Below are 19313 nucleotides of genomic sequence, written 5' to 3'. Positions count from 1 at the left end.
AAATTGGCATTGAACATAGTGCACGCTGTTGAGTTCTCAAGAATCGGACACATCCCGCCTCCACACCAGAACGGTGCTTCACAACGAAAGTGATCGAAGATAATGTTGCTTGCGTCATACGCGTCTTCTCGGTAGACTAGGAGAAGTTTCTTTCTCCCTGTCGCCGTGGCAACTTGTATAACTTAGCACATCCGCAGGCCGTGTCAAATCCGGCTTCTTCGCGATGCCGTCACGCTCATAGGCGCTCCGACGTTGCTCGGTTCAGGACCTGAGTCCTGCGCCGGGCGGCGAAGTTGCTGGATCCGAGGAATCCTGCGAAGGCTTTACATCCGTGCGGCAGACCTGCTCCGAAAAGCTGTCTTGCCGAGTGGATGGTCCCGATTGAGGCCGGGACGTAGGAGCTGCTGCTCTTTCCGTTTCCCTGCGGCCTTTGTGGCGACTCGGAATAAGTTACGCAGCGATCGCGGTGCTGTCAAACGACGGGCCGAAATCGCACATCCCGGGCGTGTCGGGATCAGGGGTCCTCCCCGTCGGCGCCCGGTTCCGCGGGCGGATCCGGGGTCCGAGCCGGCTGCATCGGACCGAGGCGGGCACCCGCGCGCGCGGGATCCGACTCCACCGAGTGGAAGGACCCTCCCCGGTAACGACGAGGAGCGCGCGACCCGGATCGCTCCGGTACCGCGCGCTCCTCGAGGGGATGCCGGGACTACGCCCCGATGCCGACCGCCTCGGGGGAGACGTCCGCATCGGGAGCCGAGGGCTCGAGCGCCTCGGCGACGCGCTGCGAGAGCGACGAGTCGACGTTCGCCCAGTACTGGAGCACGCGCTGCCGCAGCTCCGGACGGGTGACCTTCGACACGTGGCCGGCGATGTTCGCGACCAGGCGGGCGCGCGCGTCGTCGTCGAGGACCTCGCGGTAGAGCGTCCCCGCCTGACCGAAGTCGTCGTCCTCCGGGTGGAGGGTCGCCGCGGCGCGCGTCAGCTCGCCGTCGGTCTCCCAGCCGGCCGACTCCGCCGCCCGGGCGGGATCGGCGTGGGCGCCGCCCATCGTGTTCGGCGCGTAGACGGGCACCTCGGACTTCTGGAAGTCGAACCGCATGGGGCCGTCCTTCGAGTACGAGTGCACGGGCGACTTCGGCGCGTTCACCGGCAGCTGCGCGTGGTTGGTCCCCACGCGGTAGCGGTGCGCGTCGGCGTAGCTGAAGATGCGCGCGAGGAGCATCTTGTCGGGGCTGGCCGCGATCCCGGGCACGAAGTTCGAGGGGGCGAACGCCGCCTGCTCGATCTGCGCGAAGTAGTTCTCGGGGTTCCTGTCGAGCGTCATGGTGCCGACCTGGATCAGCGGGTAGTCCGAGTGGGGCCAGACCTTGGTGAGGTCGAACGGGTTGAACCGGTAGCTCTTCGCGTCCTCGTACGGCATGACCTGCACGGACAGCGTCCACGAGGGGAAGTCGCCGCGGTCGATGGCGGAGGACAGGTCGCGGATGTGGAAGTCCGCGTCCTCACCGGCGATCTGGTCGGCCTGCTCCTGGCTCAGGATCTCGACGCCCTGATCGGTCTTGAAGTGGTACTTGACCCAGAAGCGCTCGCCGGCGGCGTTGATCCACTGGTAGGTGTGCGAGCCGAAGCCGTCCATGTGCCGCCACGAGGAGGGGAGGCCGCGGTCGCCCATGAGCCACGTGACCTGGTGGGCCGACTCGGGCGAGAGGGTCCAGAAGTCCCACTGCATGTCGTGGTCGCGCAGGTGGCTGCCGGGCAGGCGCTTCTGCGAGCGGATGAAGTCGGGGAACTTGATGCCGTCGCGGATGAAGAAGACGGGGGTGTTGTTGCCGACGAGGTCGTAGTTGCCCTCGCTCGTGTAGAACTTCAGCGCGAAGCCGCGGGGGTCGCGCCAGGTGTCGGGCGAGCCCTGCTCGCCGGCGACCGTGGAGAACCGCGCGAGCATCTCGGTCTCGACTCCGGGCTGGAAGAGCGCGGCACGCGTGTAGGCGCTGACGTCGGCGGTGGTGGTGAAGCGTCCGAAGGCTCCGCCGCCCTTGGCGTGGACGACCCGCTCCGGGATGCGCTCGCGGTTGAACTGGGCCAGCTTCTCGACGAGGTAGTGGTCGTGGAGCGCGAGGGGTCCGTCGGCTCCGACGCTCAGCGAGTGGTCGTCGCTCGCGACCGGTGCTCCGGAGTTCGTGGTGGTGAATCGTTCCTCGGTCATGTTCCTCCTGTCGGCGAGGGGCACGGAGCCCGCCGCTGCGGTGTAGCGGATGTCGGTCAGTGGGCCAGGGCCAGGCAGTCGGGGCAGGTGCCCCAGAACGTGACGTCGGCGGTGTCCACGGCGAAGCCGCTCGCGGTCTGCGGATGCAGGCACGGCGCCTCCCCGACGACGCAGTCGACGTCGGCCACGGCCCCGCAGCGCCGGCACACCACGTGGTGGTGGTTGTCGCCGACCCGCAGCTCGAACCGGCGGGGGTGGCCCTCCGGCTCGATGCGGCGGACGATCCCGGCGTCGGTGAACGCCGAGAGCACTCCGTAGACGGCCTGGGCCGAAGCCTCGGGGAGGCCCTCGCGCACTCGGGCCAGGACCGCGTCGACCCCGGAGTGCGGGTGCTCCTCGAGAGCGAGGAGCACCGCGCGCCGGGTGGCGGTGACCTTGAGCCCGGAGGCTCGGAGCCGCTCGTCCACTGTCGTCATGCCGAGGACACTACCCGAGTTGTCTTGAGCGGATCAAAACAACGGGCGGCGTGGCGCGCTCGCCCGGGTGAACGGCCGGGAACGCTCCGGCGGCCACGCGGAGGCTCCGATCAGGCGACCGGACCCTCGACCAGCACGACCTGGGCGGAGCGGGCGGCGCCCGCGGAGTCGGTCCACGAGATCGTCACCGACTCCCCGGGCTCGCGCTGCGCGAGCGAGGCGGACAGCTGATCGGCCGAGGCGACGGCGACCCCGTCGACCGCGGTGACGACGTCCCCCGCCTCGAGGCCCGCCTGCGCGGCCGGCCCGCCCTCGACGACTCCGCCGATCACGGCGCCGGACGCGGTGGTCGCGAGCGCGCGCGAGGTCGGCGACGCGGTGCCGGAGGAGAGGGAGACGCCGAGGAAGGCCGGGTAGCCGATCTCGACGGTGGCCGTGTCGGCGCCCGCCTCGATGGTGGCGACGATGTCCAGGGCCTTCGAGATCGGGATCGCGAAGCCGGTGATGTCGGCCGTCCCGCTGGAGGCGGCGGTGTCCATCCCCACGACGCGGCCGGCGGAGTCGACGAGCGGGCCGCCGGAGTCGCCGGAGACGATGTCGGCGTCGGTCTGGATCAGCCCGGTCAGCGTCTCGGCGGAGATCCCCGACTCGGAGCGGGTGGTGATCTGCTGATCGAGACCCGTGACCGTGCCGGTGGCGGCGACCAGGTCGCCCGTCCCTCCCGCGTTGCCGACGGCGGTCACGGTGTCGCCCACAGCGACCCCGTCCGTGTCGAGCGAGGCGGGGGTGAGGCCGGAGGCGTCCTCCAGCTGCAGGACGGCGACGTCGTTCGTCGCGTCGGTGCCGACGACGCGGGCGGTGTAGCTGCGGCCCGTCGACTCCACCGTGACCGAGATCGCGGTGGCGCCCTCGACGACGTGGTTGTTGGTGAGGATCATGCCGTCGGAGGTGAGGATCATGCCGGTGCCGGCCGAGCGGGCGCCCTGGTAGGTGAGCTCGGAGGTGATCGTGACCACGCCGGCGGTCTGCGCGGTGCTCGCGGCCACGGCGTCGGTCGCGCCGGTGGCCGGCTCGGAGGCGGAGGAGCCGCCCTGCATCGACCCGTACGCGGAGGAGCCACCCTGCGTCGATCCGCCCTGCGTCGATCCGCCCCAGGAGGGGACGATCACGTACCCGCCGCCGAAGGATCCCCGCGAGCCGCCGGGGTAGACGATCGTGGCGGCGCCGGCCGAGGCGGAGGAGGCCGCCTCGGTGCGGCCGGCGGTGGCGACTCCGCCTGCTGTCACTCCGATCAGCACGGCGAGGCCGAGGCCGCCGGCGATCAGCGCCCGACGACGACGACGACGGTCGTCCGCGCGCAGCGCGCGCACCTCGTCGGCGCCCGTCGCCTCGGTGATGGCGGGCTGGTCGGTGAGCTCTCGCTCGTCGGATTCGTGTCGCTCGTTCATGGTGTCGTCCTCGTGCCGGGGCCGCCCCTGACGGCGACCGGTTCCCATTCCACGCCCGGCCTCCCCGCGCCGCCTGGACGATGCTTATGCGGTTCCTATGAGCGCTCGCCCCTCTGAATGGTTGTAGCTTCAACCAAAAGCGGGTAGCGTCTCCGCCGTGACCACCTCCTCCCCCGACCTGCTCGCTCCCGACACCGCGATGGGCGCGGTGACCCTCCGCGTCGCCGACCTCGACGGGATGATCGCCTACTACCGCGACGCCGTGACGCTCGAGCTGCTCTCGCACGACGGACCGGTCGCGGTGCTCGGCCGCGGCGGAGTGCCGGCCGTGATCCTCCAGCACGCGCCCGAGCTGGTGCACGCCTCGCCGCGCAGCGCCGGCCTCTTCCACACGGCGATCCTCTTCGAATCGGAGGCGGCGCTCGCCGCGGCCGTGTACAGCGTCGCGACCCGGCACCCCGGCTCCTTCACCGGCAGCTCCGACCACCTGGTCAGCAAGGCCTTCTACTTCGACGACCCCGAGCACAACGGCGTCGAGCTCTACTGGGACCGCGACCGCACGCAGTGGTCGTGGACGCACGGGCGGATCGAGATGAGCACGCTCTTCCTCGACCCGAACGCGTTCCTGCAGGAGCACCTCACCGAGGAGTCGATCGCGCAGCCGCGCCTCGGCGGCGCCTCCGTCGGCCACGTGCACCTGAGCGTGGGCGACGTCGCCACCGCGAAGGAGTTCTACGTCGACCGGCTCGGCTTCGAGACGACGATCGCGTACGGCGGGCAGGCGCTCTTCGTCTCGGCGGGCGGCTACCACCACCACATGGCGATGAACACCTGGAACTCGGCGGGCGCCGGACGCCGGCAGCAGGCCCTCGGCCTCGGACAGGTCGAGATCGTGGTGCCCGGCGCCGACGACCTCGGCGCGCTCGGCGAGCGGCTGGCCCGCTCCGGAGTCGCCACCCGCGACGACGGCCGCACCCTCGCCTTCGAGGACCCCTGGGCGAACGCCGTCCGCGTCACGACCTCCTGAGCGCCGCCGACCGCGGGGACCCCCGCGGGTACGATGGTCGCGCGGAAGACCGCACTCCCCCGAGACTCCGGAGAACACGGTGCCCACGATCGTCGTTGAAGTCATGCCCAAGGCCGAGCTGCTCGACCCGCAGGGGAAGGCCGTCGCCGGCGCGCTCGCGCGGCTGGGCCACTCCGCCCTCCACGGCGTGCGGGTGGGCAAGCGCTTCGAGATCACCGTCGACGAGGTGACCGACGAGGTGCGCGCCTCGGTGCAGCGCATCGCCGACGAGATGCTCTCGAACTCGGTGATCGAGGACGTCGTCGGGATCCACTACCCGGCGGAGGCCGCCCGATGAGGATCGGCGTCATCACCTTCCCCGGCTCGCTCGACGACCGCGACGCCCAGCGCGCCGTCCGGTTCGCGGGTGCGGAGCCGGTCGCGCTGTGGCACGGCGACCACGACCTCGACGGCGTCGACGCGATCGTCCTGCCCGGCGGCTTCTCCTACGGCGACTACCTGCGCTGCGGCGCCATCGCCTCCCACTCCCCGATCATGCGCGAGGTCGTCGACGCGGCGAACGCCGGGACCCCGGTCCTCGGCATCTGCAACGGCTTCCAGATGCTCACCGAGGCGCACCTGCTGCCCGGCGGCCTGATCGCGAACGACATCGGATCCTTCGTCTGCCGCGACCAGCGCCTGATGGTCGCGAGCACCGAGACCGCCTGGACGAACGGCTTCGAGCCCGGCCAGGAGATCACGATCCCGCTGAAGAACGGCGAGGGCGGCTACATCGCCTCGGCCGACACGCTGGTCGAGCTCGAGGCGGAGGGACGCGTCGTCGTCCGCTACCTCGGCCACAACCCGAACGGCTCCATGAACGACATCGCCGGCATCAGCAACCGCCGCGGCAATGTGGTGGGGCTCATGCCGCACCCGGAGCACGCCGTCGAGGAGGGCTTCGGGCCCGACACGGCCGCCGCGATGCGCTCGGGTGTGGACGGGCTGACGTTCTTCACGTCAGCGCTGCGCTCGCTGCTCGCCTCCGCCTGACGCATCCGATCCGGCCGGCTCCGCCCGCCCGCGACGCACGAGACCCCCGGTTCCGGCCGGGGGTCCCGTGCGTGATGGGCGATGTTCGCGGCGCCGCTCAGGGCCCGGTCAGGACCTCGGGCTCGGGGGTCATCGAGATGGTGGGGATCGAGGCGGTGATCACGGTGCCGTCGGAGCGGCGGGTGCCCTCGATGTCGGACGTGGTCGGCGCGCCGTGCAGGCGGCGGCCCTGGTGCGTGAGCGGGACGCGCACGGGGCTGCCGGCGGCGACGTGCACGCGCTCGTCGCGGACGGTGATCGCGGCGGAGTCGCCGGTCTCGACCGTCAGCAGGACCTCGGTCTGCGTCACCTCGACGCGCACGCGCGTGCCGTGGAGGGTGATGCGGAAGGCGAGGCGGTCCCAGTCGTCGGGAAGGCGCGGATCGAGCGTGATCCGGCCGCCGTGGTCGCGCATCCCGCCGAAGCCGTAGACGAGGGCGCTCCAGACGCCGCCCGTCGAGGCGACGTGGATGCCGTCCGCGGTGTTGCGGTGCAGGTCGGCGAGGTCGACGAACAGCGCCGACAGGAAGTAGTGGCGGGCCAGGTCGCTGTAGCCGACCTCGGCGGCGATGATCGACTGCACGACGGCCGAGAGGGTCGAGTCGCCGGTGGTCAGCGCGTCGTAGTACTCGAAGTCGGCACGCTTCTGCTCGGCGGTGAACTCGTTGCCCTGCAGCAGCAGCGCGAGCACGACGTCGGCCTGCTTGAGCACCTGGAAGCGGTAGATCACCAGCGGGTGGAAGTGCAGCAGCAGCGGGCGCTTGCTCGCGGGGGTGTTCTCGAGGTCCCACAGCTCCTTCTCGAGGAAGGCCGCGTCCTGCGGGTGGATGCCCGCCCGCGCGTCGAAGGGGATGTGCATCTTCTCGGCGGCGCGCGCCCACTCGAGCACCTCGCCCTCGTCGAGAGCGAGGCGGTCGGCCATCCGCTCGTACGCGGCGGGCTCGACGGCCTTCAGCAGCTCGACGGCGCGGGCGGCCGAGCGGAGGTTCGCCCGGGCCATGACGTTCGTGTACAGGTTGTCGTTGACGACGGTCGTGTACTCGTCCGGCCCCGTCACTCCGTGGATGTGGAAGTGATCGTCGCCGTTGCTGCGCCAGAAGCCCAGATCGGCCCACATCCGCGCGGTCTCGACGAGGATGTCGATCGCTCCGCGGGCGAGGAAGTCGTCGTCGCCCGTGGCACCCACGTACTGCATGAGCGCGTAGGAGATGTCGGCGTCGATGTGGTACTGAGCGGTGCCGGCGGCGTAGTACGCCGACGACTCCTGACCGTTGATGGTGCGCCAGGGGAAGAGCGCGCCGCGCTGGTTGAGCTCGGAGGCGCGCGCCCGGGCGGCCTCGAGCATGTTCTGCCGGAAGCGCAGGGCGTTCCGGGCGACGAGGGGCGCCGTGTAGCTGAGGAACGGGAGGACGTAGACCTCGGTGTCCCAGAAGTAGTGGCCGCCGTAGCCGGAGCCCGAGACGCCCTTGGCCGCGACTCCGCCGCCGTCGGTGCGGGCGGTGGACTGGGCGAGCTGGAAGAGGTTCCAGCGGGTGGCCTGCTGGATCGCGGGCTGGCCGTCCAGCTGCACGTCGGAGCGGGTCCAGAAGTCGTCCAGCCACTCGCGCTGCTTGACGAACTGCTCCTCGACCGGCGTCTCGCGGGCGCGGTCGAGCGTGCGGTCGCAGCGGTCGGCGAGCTCGCGCACGGGCACGCCGCGGGAGGTGTGGTAGGTCAGCGTCTTGACCAGGCGGACCGGCCGGCCGGCCTTGGCCTTCACGCGGTAGACGTGCTTGGCGAGGTCGTCGTCGATCTGGGAGGTCTGGTCCCACTCGTTCTCGGTCTCGAGCTGGTGCTCGGCGCCGCAGGCGACGGTCATCTGGGAGTTGGTGGTCCGGTAGCCGAGGAGGTAGCGGGTGCCGCTGACGCGCTTGAGGCGCGGCTGGAGCACGCGGTCCTCGAACGACTCCGCCTTGCGCGGGTCGAAGCCGGCGCCCTCGCTGCCGGAGGGGGCGTGGTACTCGTCCACGCCGTCCTGGCGGTTGAGGATCTGGCTCGAGATCAGCACGGACGCGTCGTGGTCGAGCATCTCGACCTCGTAGTCGAGGATCGCGAGGTGCCGGTCGGTGAACGAGACCAGGCGGCGCGAGCGGATCAGGACGCGCTTGCCGGAGGGGGTGCGCCACTCCAGCTCGCGGGTGAGCACGCCGTTCGCGAAGTCGAGGCGGCGCGAGTAGGCGAGGACGTCGGCCTCGCTCAGCACGAAGGGCTCGTCGTCGACGTAGAGGCGGATGATCTTGGCGTCCGGCACGTTGACGATGGTCTGGCCGACGCGGGCGAAGCCGAACGCCTCCTCCGCGTGGCGGATGGGCCAGGTCTCGTGGAACCCGTTGATGAAGGTGCCGTAGGCGTAGCCGTCGCGCCCCTCCTCCACGTTGCCGCGGAGGCCGAGGTAGCCGTTGCCGGTGGCGAAGAGCGTCTCGGTGCGGCCCTGCAGCTCGGAGGCGAACTCGGTCTCGACGAGGGCCCACTCGTCGATCGGGAAGCGGTTCCGGTCGAGCGGGTCGGAGGTGATGGGGTTCATGCGGCGTCCTCGGGGGCGGGAGCGGTGGGGAGGAAGGGGAGCAGCTCGGCCAGGTCGTCCACGACCAGGTCGGCGCCGTGCTCGAGCAGGGTGTCGGCCCCGACTCCGCGGTCGACGCCGACGACGAGGCCGAAGCCGCCCGCGCGGCCTGCCGCGACTCCGGAGTGCGCGTCCTCGAGGACGGCGCACTCGGCGGCCGGGAGGCCGAGGAGCTCGGCCGCGTAGAGGTAGGTGTCGGGCGCGGGCTTGCCGGCGATCGAGCGCTCGGCGGCGAGGAGCCCGTCCACGACGACCTCGAAGCGGTCGCGGAGGCCGGCCGCCTCGAGCACCGGCACGCCGTTGCGGGAGGAGGTGACGACGGCGACCTGCACGCCCGCGGCGATCGCGGCGTCGACGAAGCGGAGCGAGCCCGGGTAGGGAGCGACGCCGGTCTCGGCGAGGGTGCGGTTGAAGGCGTCGTTCTTGCGGTTGCCGAGCCCGCAGACGGTCTCGAGCGACGGGTCGTCCTCGGGCGCGCCCTCGGGGAGGGTGATGCCGCGCGAGGCGAGGAGCGCCCGGACGCCGTCGTACCGCGGGCGTCCGTCGATGTACCGGAAGTAGTCGGCGTCGGTGTAGCCCTCGGCGATCCCGCGCGAGGAGAGGTACTCCGTGAACAGCCGCGACCAGGCCTGCATGTGGACGTCGGCGGTCGGCGTGAGCACGCCGTCGAGGTCGAACAGGAGCGCGCGGACGCCGCGGAGGGCGGAGGCGTCGGGGCGCGTCGGGGATGCAGTCACGGCGGGGAGGACCTCTGATCGGGGGCAGGCGTTCGGCGGTTCCGCCGATGACGGTCGTCCGCCGCGGACTGCAGGTATCGTATACGCCCCCCGGCCGCCGTGTGGAACCGTTTACACGTCCGTCATCTGCGCGCCGCCGGGGGCGTCGATCCGCTCGGGGGCGAGGCGGTGCCGCCCGAGGGGGAGCATCAGCGGGGTGCCCGAGGTCGGGTCGGTGATGATGCGGCTGTCGAGGCCGAACACGGCGAGCACCGTCTCCTCGGTGAGCACCGCGGCCGGGGTGCCGGAGGCGTGCACCGCGCCGTGCGCGATGGCCACGAGGTGGTCGGCGTAGCGGGCGGCCATGTTGAGGTCGTGCAGCACCATCACCACCGTCGTCCCGCGGGTGCGGTTGAGGTCGACGAGCAGGTCGAGCACCTCGATCTGGTGGCTGACGTCGAGGAAGGTGGTCGGCTCGTCCAGCAGCAGCACGTCGGTCTCCTGCGCGAGGGCCATCGCGATCCAGACGCGCTGGCGCTGCCCGCCGCTGAGCTCGTCGACGGAGCGGTCGGCCAGGGCGGCGGTGTCGGTCGCGTCGAGCGCGGTCGCGACGGCCTCGTCGTCGTGGGCGCTCCAGCGGCTCAGCATCCCCTGGTGCGGATGGCGGCCGCGGCCGACGAGATCCGCGACGGTGATGCCCTCCGGGGCGATCGGCGACTGCGGGAGGAGGCCGAGCGTGCGGGCGAGCTGCTTCGCCGGCGTCCGGTGCACGGCCCTGCCGTCGAGCAGCACGGCGCCGGAGCGGGGCGCGAGCAGGCGCGACATCGAGCGCAGGAGCGTCGACTTGCCGCAGGCGTTCGCTCCGACGATCGCGGTGATGCGGCCGGGCGGGACGACGAGGTCGAGGCCGTCGACGACGGTCCGGTCGCCGTAGCCGAGGGTGACCCCCTCGGCCGTCAGGGTGTGCGCGGTGGTCACAGTGAGCCTCCCGCTCTGTTGCTGCGGACGATGAGGTAGACGAGGTACGGCGCCCCGAGGACGCCGGTGACCACTCCGACCGGGTAGCGCAGGCCCAGCCCGAACTGCCCGACGAAGTCGGCGACGAGCACGAGCAGCGCGCCGACGAGGGCCGAGGGGATGAGGAGCGACGCGCCGGGCCCGATCAGGCGGGCGGCGATCGGGCCGGAGAGGAAGGCCACGAACGCGATCGGGCCGGCGGCGGCCGTCGCGAAGGCGATCAGCCCGACCGCGGCGACGATCACGACGAGGCGGGTGGCGTTCACGCGGATGCCGAGCGCGGAGGCGGTGTCGTCGCCGAGCTGCGTGGCGGAGAGGTCGCGCGAGCGCGAGAGCAGGACGGGGGTGAGGACGACGACCGCGGCGAGGACCGGCACGACCTCGCTCCAGCTCGCGCCGTTGAGGCTCCCGGTGAGCCAGCGGGACGCCTCCTGCAGGTCCCACGCGGCGGCCTGCGAGAGCACGTAGGCGGTGAGGGAGTCGAGCATCGCGGCGACCCCGATGCCGATCAGGATCAGCCGGGTGCCGGCGACTCCGCTGCGGTAGGACAGGGCGTAGACGAGCAGGGCGACCACGAGTCCCGCGACGATCGCGAGGGCCGAGACCTGCGCCGCCCCGAGCGAGAGCGTCACGATCGCGAAGGCCGCGGCGGCGCTCGCCCCGGCGCTGATCCCGATGATGTCGGGGCTGGCGAGCGGGTTGCGGAGCATGGTCTGGAAGCTCACTCCGCCGAGCCCGAAGCACAGGCCCACCAGCAGGGCGAGGACGGCGCGCGGGAGGCGGAGGCGCCCGACGGTGAAGCTCGCCCCGGGGACCTGCTCGCCGAGGATCACGCGGAGCACCTCGTCGGGCGAGTAGACGGTCTGGCCGACCAGCAGGGAGACGGCGAGGACGGCCGCGATCAGGACAGCGAGCACGGCGACGACGATCCGGCGGCGGGCCCCGCGGCGGCGGCGGCCGGCCGCGACGGCGCGGGCGGTGGCGGCGGGCGCCTCGAGCAGCGCGGTCACAGCTCGCGCACCTTCTGGCGGCGGACGATCGCGATGAACACCGGGGCGCCGACCAGCGCGGTGACGATGCCCACGTCGATCTCGCTCGGGCGTGCGACGACGCGGCCGACGATGTCCGCCGCGATCAGGAGCACGGCGCCGGTCACCGCCGAGAATGGCAGCAGCCAGCGGTGGTCCACGCCGACGAGGAGGCGGCAGGCGTGCGGGACGACCAGGCCGACGAAGCCGATGGGCCCCGTGACCGCGGTCGTCGCTCCGCAGAGCACGACCGCGCCCAGGGCGGCCCCGCCGCGCGCGAGGGCGACCCGCTCCCCCAGGCCCGCGGCGAGCTCGTCGCCGAGCGCGAGGGTGTTGAGGCTCTTGGCCGAGAGCACGCAGAGGACGAGGCCGGCCAGGAGGAAGGGGAGCACCTGCGCGATGCTCGCGGACGTCGCGCCGCCCACTCCGCCGATCTGCCAGGAGCGGATGCCGCCCGCGATGTCGGCGCGCGGCAGGACGATCGCGCTGATCACCGAGACGAGCGCGGCCGAGGTGGCGGCGCCGGCCAAGGCGAGCTTGAGCGGAGTCGCGCCGCCGCGCCCGAGCGACCCGACCGTGTAGACGAAGACCGCGGCGACCGCGGCCCCGCCGATCGCGACCCAGACGTAGGCGGCGGAGCTCGTCAGCCCGAAGAAGACGATGCCCGTCACGACCGCGAGCGAGGCTCCGGTGTTCACCCCGAGGATGCCGGGGTCGGCCAGCGGATTGCGGGTCACCCCCTGCATCAGCACGCCGGCGACGCCGAGGGCCGCGCCCGCGATCGCGGCGAGCACGGTGCGCGGGATGCGCTTGGCGACCGCGGCCTGCGCGAACCCGTCCGTGGACCCGCCGAACGCGGCGACGACGTCGCTCCACGCCACCTCCCGCGACCCCACCAGCACCGACACCACGGCGGCGGCGAGCAGCACGGCCACGGCCGCGAGCAGCCAGAGGGCGCGCAGCCGCCTCGGGCGGCGCACGGCGGCGACGCCCGAGGCGGCGGGAGGAGCGGCGAGGGTCACGCGGGTCGGGTCCCGGCTCAGGCGGCCGGAGTGCTCTGCGCGGCCTTGGCGGCGGCCTCGTCGAGCAGGTCCAGGTAGTCGTCGAGGACCCACGAGATCGAGAGCGGCGTCGGGTTGGCGGCGGTGCCGAGCGGGGTGGAGGGCAGGCGCACGATGGCGTCGTCGGCGACCGCGGGGATCTGCGAGAGCAGCGGGTCGGCCTTGAGGGTGCTCACGAGCTCGTCGTCGCCGTAGGTGACGATCACGTCGACGTCGCTGAACGCGTCGGCCTGCTCGGCGCTCTGCGTGAGCGAGAACTTGTCGGTCGCGGCGGAGGCGGTCGCGATGCTGCCCGGGGTGGCCATGCCGAGGTCCTCGAAGAACGCGGGGCGGGTGTCGTGCGAGGTGTAGAAGCTGACCTGGCTGAGGTCCGTCGGGTCGACGTGGGTGAGGAACATCGCCGAGGTGCCGGCCAGCTGCGGGTGCGCGGCGACCTTCTCCTCGATCTCGCCCTCGAGCTCGGTGATCAGGGCGGCGCCCTCGTCGGCCCTGCCCATCGCCTCGCTGTTCAGCGTGATCATGTCGCGCCAGGAGGTGCCCCAGGCGGTCTCGGGGTAGGCGACGACCGGGGCGATCTCGCTCAGGGTGTCGTAGTCCTCCTGCGTGAGGCCGGAGTAGGCGGCGAGGATGACGTCCGGGTCGGTGTCCGAGACGGCCTCGAAGTCGATGCCGTCGGTCTCGTCGAAGAGGACGGGGGTCTCGGCGCCGAGCTCGTCGAGCTTCTCGCTCACCCAGGGGAGGAGCCCGTCGCCGTCGTCGTCGCCGAAGTTGGCGGCGGCCATGCCCACGGGGACCACTCCAAGCGCGAGCGGGACCTCGTGGTTGGCCCAGTTGACGGTCGCCACGCGCTCGGGCGCCGACTCGATGGTGGTGGTGCCGAGAGCGTGCTCGATCGTGATCGGCGTGAAGCCGCTGTCGGCGGCGGCGTCGTCTCCGGCGGCCGAGCCGCTGCAGCCGGCGAGGCCGATCGTCAGCGCGGTGGCGGCGAGCAGGGCGAGGGGCGTGGTGGCGCGGGGCATGGGTCCCTTTCGAGAGGCTGTGCGGGAGGCGGCGCAGGGTCCGAGTGGACCGGCACTAAGGACAGCCTAACCAAAGAATGTGCGTGCTCTCAGCCCCGATTCCTCGCCTCCCGAGGTCGGAGGCGCCCCGAGGTGCCGCTCGCGGAGCCCGGAGGCGGCCCCGCCACGGCCGCGGACGTCACGCCGTCGCGAGCCTCTCGACGGTGCGCAGGTTCCGGGTCGTCGTGGTGGAGCGGTAGGCGGATCGGGCGAGGATCCGTGCGACCGGCGTGTCCGTCGAGGAGCCGCGCGGGCAGCGCCAGTAGAGGACGGCGGCACCCCGGGCGACGAGCTCGACCGCCGGATCCGGCTCGCCGATCGCGGCCTGCGCGGCGTCGAGCGCCTCCTCGTCCGAGCCGAAGACGACGTACGGATGCGCCTCCTCGTCGATCCGCGAGAACGGGTAGGCGGCGAGCACCGCGGCGAGCGCCTCCTGCGTCACGAGCACGATCCAGGCGTCGTAGCCGAACCGCTCGGCGAGCGCCGCCTCGAGCGCGGGCTTCAGCTCGGCGGCCGGGCGGTCGGAGTCGAATGCCGCGTTGCCGCTCGCGAGGACCGTCCGCACCCGGTCCACGCCGATCCCGGCGACCGTCTCGGCGAGCTCGGCGCTGCGGACGGTGCGGCCGTTGACGTTCACTCCGCGGAGGAGGGCGAGGAACCGGGTCATGCGGCCGACGGTAGCGTGACGGCATGGCGCGCGGAAGCGGACGACGACGACCCCGGCGGACCCTCGAGGAGGAGATCCTGCGGGCGAGCGGGCGCGGACCCGGGGCGAGGACGCGCGCGGAGACCGTCCCTCCCTCCGGACGCCGGCTGGTGGCGCCGCCCGCCTCGGGCACCCTTCTCCACGTCGACGTGGACGCGCTGGTGGCGCTCGCCGCGCGGGAGGACCTGCTGATCGCGCTGGAGCGGCGGATCGGCGAGCACGCGGTGGCCGCGACTCCGGTGCTCTCGTGGTGGTCGGCGACTCCGTCGGTCCCGGGCGAGGAGGAGGAGCGCCGGCTCGACGCGCTCGTGCTGCGGACGGTGGAGCTCGGGGCGGGGCCGGCCGACGACGTGGACTCGCGGCTGCGGGAGCTGGCGCACGAGGGCGGTCTGGACGAGCTGGGCCCCGCGCTGGCGCTGCTCGCGCGGGTCCCGGATCCGCCGGCGGCGTTCCAGGATCCGGACGGGTTCCTGCGCGTGACGGTCCCGGAGTCGCCGTTCGAGCGGCGGCTCGAGGTCCTCGCGGAGGCGCAGGGCCGGGCGGGCGAGCTGCTGGTGCTGCTGCGCGACTGCGCGTTCACCGCGACCCTGCCGCGGCGGCGCTCGGCGATCGCGGCGATGAGCGGGCGGATCCGGGCGGCCGCGGACCCGGGGCGCCTCGACTCCCGGCGGCTGGACGAGCTCGCGGAGGCGGTGGACGCGGCGCTCGAGAAGCGGTGGACCGTGCTCTGACGGCGGTCGGCGTTACGGGCGCGCCCGTCGCAGTGACCGTTCGCGCACCGGTTCAGCCCCCGCGCACTCCGGGTGAATAGGCTGGACGGATGCCTCTCACCGGTCTCGACCTCCGCCGCTTCCCCGCCGCCCTGAACGACGAGGGCGGTCCCGACGCCGCCACCGCCGCGTGGGCCACCGCGATCAACGCGGGCTTCCACGAGAAGGAGTTCACGCCGGAGAAGCTGCGGGACTGGGCCGAGCACATGGTCGCCGACCAGCGCGTGCTGACCGCGGTAGTCGACTCCTCCGCCCCCGAGGGACTCGACGGCGCGGGCGTGCCGGTCGGCACCTACGCGGCGTTCCCCGGGGCCCTGCAGGTCGGCGGCGGACGCGAGCTGCCGGCGCACCTGGTGTCGCAGGTGACCGTGCGGCCCACGCACCGGCGCCGCGGCATCCTGCGCGCGATGATCACCGAGGACCTGCGCCTGGCGAAGGAGGCCGGCACCCCGGTCGCCGCGCTCACGGCGAGCGAGGCCTCCATCTACCGCCGGTTCGGCTTCGGCCGCTCGGCCTTCACGCGCTCCATCCGCGTCGACACCGGGCCGCGCTTCGGCCTGCAGACCGAGCCCGCCGGCCGCGTCGAGGTGGTCGCGACGAGCTGGCTGCAGCCACGCATCCCCGCGGTGTTCGCCGCGTTCCAGGCGTCGACCCCCGGCTCGCTGACCCGCCAGTCGCGCTACGAGGCGAACTCCGTCGGCACCGCGTCCGGCGAGACCACGCCCGGCCTCGACGTCCGCTCGGCCGTCCACCTCGACGAGGAGGGGACGCTCGACGGCTTCGTGACCTACCGCGCGGTCGGGCCCGAGGACGACAAGACCCTCGAGATCGTCGACCTCGTCGCCCCCGGCGCCGACGCCTACCTCGCGCTCTGGGGCTACCTCGGCGCGGTCGACCTCGCCTCCGCGGTGACCTGGGACATGGCGCCGGTGGACGATCCGCTGACCTGGGCGCTCCGCGACGCGCGCGTGGTGCAGGTGAGCCACGTGGGCGACCTGATCTGGCTGCGGATCCTCGACGTCGCCGCCGCGTTCTCGGCCCGGCCGTGGACCGCGGACGGCTCGGTCGTGGTCGAGGTGGCCGACGGGCTCGGGCTCGCCGACGGCCGCTACCGCCTCACCGCCTCGGGCGGCTCCGCCACCGTGGAGCGCACCGGGGACGAGGCCGAGCTCGCGCTGGACGTGGCCGACCTGGGCTCGCTGCTGCTGGGCTCGGTGCGGCCGTCGATCCTGGCGAAGGCCGGGCTGGCGCGCGTCACGGGCGAGGCGGGGCGGATGGACCGCCTGTTCGCGCCGATCGCGACGCCGTACTGCATCTCGTTCTTCTAGGGGGCACCGCCCTCCCGGGGGCACCGCCCTCTCGGCGGCAGCGCGCGGCCGGCGGTGTCCGACTCCCGTGCCGCCGCCGCCCCCGCGCACCGCAGCCGCCGCGGACTGCCAGCCGCCTCCGGGCGTCCGCGCATCCCGCGTCGGTCATGCTGGAGGACCCGTCCCCGACACCGGCAGGAGTTCCGCGTGGGTGCATCCGTGATCGTCGACGTCATCGTCGTGCTGAGCCTCATCGGCGCGCTCGTCGACGGTCTGCGGCGCGGCCTGCTCCGGACCCTCGGCGGTCTCGCCGGGATCGTCGCGGGCGCGATCGGCGCCTCGTTCGCCGTGCCCGCCGTCTCGTCGTGGACGGCCGGCAGCGAGTGGCGCCTGCTCGCCGTGATCGGCACCGCCGTGCTGCTGCTGGGCGTCGGCTACGCGATCGGAGCGACGCTCGGCGCGGTCATCGGCCGCGGAGCCGACCGGGTGAAGCTCGGCCTGCTCGACCGGCTCGCGGGCGGCGTCGCCGGCGTCGCGATCTCCGGCCTGGTCTGGATCGCCGTCACCTCGGCCGTCTCCCTCCTCGGCGTCCCCCTCGTCACGACCTCGGTCGCCGGCTCGACGGTCATCCGCACGATCGACGACCTCACCCCCTCCCCCGTCCGCGCCTTCCTCGCCCAGCTGCAGTCGACCGTGGTCGACGAGGGCACGTCCTGGGTCGTCGAGGCGCTCGACGCTCCGACCCAGGCGCCCGCGATCCCGGACGTCTCGACCGACGACCCGGAGGTCGCCGCCGCCACCCGCTCGGTCGTGCGCGTCTCCGGCACGGCCTGGGCCTGCGACGTCGGAGTGACGGGCAGCGGCTTCGTCGTCTCGGACGACCGCGTCATCACCAACGCGCACGTGGTCGGCGGAGTCTCGCAGCCGGTCGTCGAGGCGCCGGGCGAGGCCCCGCGCACCGGCCGCGTCGTCTACCTGGACCCGGCCGCCGACCTCGCCGTGATCGCCGTCGACGGGCTCGACGCCTCTCCGCTCCCACTCGACGACGCCGTCGCCGCCGGGGACGACGCCGTGGTCGCGGGCTACCCCTTCGGCGGCCCGCTGACCCTCGGCTCGGCCGAGATCTCCTCCGACGCCACGGTCTCGCTGATGGTCGACGGAGCACCGACCTCACGGGAGGTGCTGACCCTCGCCGCCGTCGTCAACCAGGGCAACTCGGGCGGCCCGCTGCTCTCTCTCGAGGGCACCGTGTCGGGCGTCGTCTTCGGCAAGGCCGCCTCCGTCGACAACGTCGGCTACGCCATCCCGCTCTCGGTCCTCACTCCCGTGGTCGAGCAGGCCGCCTCGCTGACGGACGCCGTCGATCCGGGGGCCTGCCGCTCGAAGTGAGCGGTCACGGCAGCGGTCCGTCGACCAGCACGAGGGTGAGGTCGTCGAGCCGCACCGTCTCGGGCCGCGCCGACTCGAGGTAGGCGGACACGCGCGGATCGACCGGGAAGCGCGCCGACAGCTCGATCGCGATGGCGACGATCCCTGCGGACGACGGATCGGTCGTCACCCGGTCGCCGATGTAGGGCACGTAGACGCCCGAGGACATGCCCTGCGCGAGGACCAGGCCGCCGTCGAGGCCGCGCTCGCGCAGCACGTCGGCCACCCGCGCGATCCCGGTCGGCCGCTCTTGGGCGACCCCCGCCGTGGTGGCGATCGCGATCACGAGGGAGGCGGCCACCAGCACCGCGCCGACGCCGCGGGCGAGGGGTGCGGGCAGCACGATCCCGCCGCGCAGCGCCTCCGCGATGCCGATGCCCGCCAGCGCGCAGAGGAGCCACGCCCACGCCGCGTAGTAGTGCGGCAGCGCGACCGAGCTGATCGCCAGGTGGAACACGAGCAGGAGCAGCGTCGCGGCGCCCAGGTAGAGCACCAGCGCGCGGCGCCGCGGAGCGAGCAGGGCCAGCAGGGTCCCGAGGAGCAGCACGGCGAGCGCCGCCGGCCCGATGCCGACGACCATGAACCAGAGGTTCGCCCACCACGGAGGGAAGACGTACGCGGTCCCGGCGACCTCGATCAGGTGGCCGTCGGCGTTGTGCTCGGACTGGAACTCGAGCAGATACCGGACCGCCTCGACCGGGTGCACCGGCAGGTAGGCGAGCACCCCGGTGACGACGAACGCGACGGAGAGGGCGAGGCCGCCCCGCAGAGCCCGGGCCCTGCTCCCCGACCAGAGCAGCGGCAGCAGGAGCACGGGCGCGAGGACCGCGGTGGTCAGCTTCGAGGTGACCGACAGCGCCAGCAGCGCACCGGCCAGCGCGATCAGCCAGCCGCTCCGCCTGCCCGGGGAGGCGTGCGACCAGGTCCACGCCGCCGCCATCGCCGCGACGGCGAAGAGCACCATGAACGGCTCCAGGAGCGCGAGGCGGTCGATCCGGGTGCCGGCGCCCACGGCGGTGCGCGGGAGGAGGAGGAACAGGCCGGCCGGGACGAGCGCGAGCGTCGGGCCGAGCTCGCGCCGGAACCAGAGCCAGAGCACCACCCCGGTGAGGAACGCGGCCGCGCCGGCGGCGATCCTGCCCGCGAGCAGCCCCTCGCCGAGCAGCACCTGCGCGAGCCCGATCAGGTACTTCGCCGTCGGCGGATGCTCGAGGTTCGCGCTCACGTCGCCGTGCAGGTAGTCCCAGCCCGCGGCGAGGTACACGGGCTCGTCCGACGAGATGTTCGCCGCTCCGAGGTTCCCGAAGCACTGGTAGAGCCCCCACAGCACGGTCCCGATCAGAGCCGCCCGCTTCACCCGCCCGATCCTAGGCGCCGGTGCCCGCACCGCTC

Annotated in this window: 17 protein-coding genes; 6 read left to right on the top strand and 11 right to left on the bottom strand. The window is 73.0% G+C overall.

Translation table 11 applies throughout. The annotated features are described in order from the left end of the window. Positions 1-706 precede the first annotated feature (706 nt). From C5C37_RS07675 to C5C37_RS07665, 3 genes are all read right to left on the bottom strand, one after another. The gene (locus C5C37_RS07675) at positions 707-2206 is read right to left on the bottom strand and encodes a catalase (RefSeq protein ID WP_104288375.1); all 1500 of its coding nucleotides are present in this window, start codon (positions 2204-2206) and stop codon (positions 707-709) included. Positions 2207-2262: 56 nt separating this feature from the next. Further along, entirely contained in the window at positions 2263-2682 is a 420-nt protein-coding gene (locus C5C37_RS07670; protein ID WP_104222735.1) for a Fur family transcriptional regulator, read from the bottom strand. A gap of 110 nt (positions 2683-2792) precedes the next feature. Further along, complete coding sequence (locus C5C37_RS07665) at positions 2793-4130, bottom strand: S1C family serine protease (protein WP_258063297.1); 1338 nt, start codon at positions 4128-4130, stop codon at positions 2793-2795. A 199-nt stretch (positions 4131-4329) separates the two neighbouring features. Between C5C37_RS07665 and C5C37_RS07660 the strand changes: the two genes are divergently transcribed. The 3 genes from C5C37_RS07660 (at position 4330) to purQ (ending at position 6189) form a co-directional block, all read left to right on the top strand. Next, complete coding sequence (locus tag C5C37_RS07660) at positions 4330-5157, top strand: VOC family protein (RefSeq protein WP_104338744.1); 828 nt, start codon at positions 4330-4332, stop codon at positions 5155-5157. Positions 5158-5236: 79 nt separating this feature from the next. Further along, positions 5237-5494 carry a phosphoribosylformylglycinamidine synthase subunit PurS gene (gene purS, locus C5C37_RS07655; protein WP_104222736.1) on the top strand — a complete coding sequence of 86 codons (258 nt, stop codon included), beginning with the start codon at positions 5237-5239 and terminating at the stop codon, positions 5492-5494. After that, complete coding sequence (gene purQ / locus C5C37_RS07650; RefSeq protein WP_104335697.1) at positions 5491-6189, top strand: phosphoribosylformylglycinamidine synthase subunit PurQ; 699 nt, start codon at positions 5491-5493, stop codon at positions 6187-6189. Before purS ends, purQ begins: the two co-directional genes overlap by 4 nt. 97 nt (positions 6190-6286) lie before the next feature. Here purQ and C5C37_RS07645 read toward each other — a convergent pair whose 3' ends face one another. From C5C37_RS07645 to C5C37_RS07615, 7 genes are all read right to left on the bottom strand, one after another. Then, complete coding sequence (locus C5C37_RS07645) at positions 6287-8791, bottom strand: glycoside hydrolase family 65 protein (RefSeq protein WP_104222738.1); 2505 nt, start codon at positions 8789-8791, stop codon at positions 6287-6289. Then, complete coding sequence (locus C5C37_RS07640) at positions 8788-9567, bottom strand: HAD family phosphatase (RefSeq protein WP_104222739.1); 780 nt, start codon at positions 9565-9567, stop codon at positions 8788-8790. The genes C5C37_RS07645 and C5C37_RS07640 overlap by 4 nt, the downstream gene beginning before the upstream one ends. 111 nt (positions 9568-9678) lie before the next feature. Next, positions 9679-10524, bottom strand: a complete 846-nt coding sequence (locus C5C37_RS07635; protein ID WP_104222740.1) for an ABC transporter ATP-binding protein — start codon at positions 10522-10524, stop codon at positions 9679-9681. Further along, positions 10521-11573 (bottom strand): iron ABC transporter permease, encoded by a 1053-nt coding sequence (locus tag C5C37_RS07630; RefSeq protein ID WP_258074071.1) that lies wholly within the window; start codon positions 11571-11573, stop codon positions 10521-10523. The genes C5C37_RS07635 and C5C37_RS07630 overlap by 4 nt, the downstream gene beginning before the upstream one ends. Next, positions 11570-12613, bottom strand: a complete 1044-nt coding sequence (locus C5C37_RS07625; protein WP_104222742.1) for an iron ABC transporter permease — start codon at positions 12611-12613, stop codon at positions 11570-11572. Before C5C37_RS07625 ends, C5C37_RS07630 begins: the two co-directional genes overlap by 4 nt. Positions 12614-12630: 17 nt before the next feature. After that, positions 12631-13671, bottom strand: coding sequence for an iron-siderophore ABC transporter substrate-binding protein (locus tag C5C37_RS07620; protein ID WP_104222743.1), 1041 nt, complete (start codon positions 13669-13671; stop codon positions 12631-12633). 178 nt (positions 13672-13849) lie between these two features. Continuing rightward, a complete protein-coding gene (locus tag C5C37_RS07615; RefSeq protein WP_104338741.1) occupies positions 13850-14377 on the bottom strand; it encodes a DUF1697 domain-containing protein in 528 nt (175 codons plus the stop codon). Between the two features lie 23 nt (positions 14378-14400). Here C5C37_RS07615 and C5C37_RS07610 point away from each other — a divergent pair, with 23 nt between their 5' ends. The 3 genes from C5C37_RS07610 (at position 14401) to C5C37_RS07600 (ending at position 17882) form a co-directional block, all read left to right on the top strand. Beyond that, positions 14401-15147 carry a DUF2254 family protein gene (locus C5C37_RS07610; protein WP_104338740.1) on the top strand — a complete coding sequence of 249 codons (747 nt, stop codon included), beginning with the start codon at positions 14401-14403 and terminating at the stop codon, positions 15145-15147. An 89-nt stretch (positions 15148-15236) separates the two neighbouring features. Beyond that, positions 15237-16514 (top strand): GNAT family N-acetyltransferase, encoded by a 1278-nt coding sequence (locus C5C37_RS07605; RefSeq protein WP_104222746.1) that lies wholly within the window; start codon positions 15237-15239, stop codon positions 16512-16514. A 186-nt stretch (positions 16515-16700) separates the two neighbouring features. Further along, positions 16701-17882, top strand: coding sequence for a MarP family serine protease (locus C5C37_RS07600; RefSeq protein ID WP_244230541.1), 1182 nt, complete (start codon positions 16701-16703; stop codon positions 17880-17882). A gap of 4 nt (positions 17883-17886) precedes the next feature. On the opposite strand, the gene C5C37_RS07595 is transcribed toward C5C37_RS07600, so the two are convergent. After that, the gene (locus C5C37_RS07595) at positions 17887-19278 is read right to left on the bottom strand and encodes a glycosyltransferase family 39 protein (protein ID WP_146085200.1); all 1392 of its coding nucleotides are present in this window, start codon (positions 19276-19278) and stop codon (positions 17887-17889) included. Between the last annotated feature and the right edge of the window lie 35 nt (positions 19279-19313).

The sequence above is a fragment of the Rathayibacter sp. AY1F9 genome, assembly GCF_002932155.1.
Taxonomy (GTDB): Bacteria; Actinomycetota; Actinomycetes; order Actinomycetales; family Microbacteriaceae; genus Rathayibacter.
This window is presented reverse-complemented; position numbering and strand designations above follow the sequence as displayed.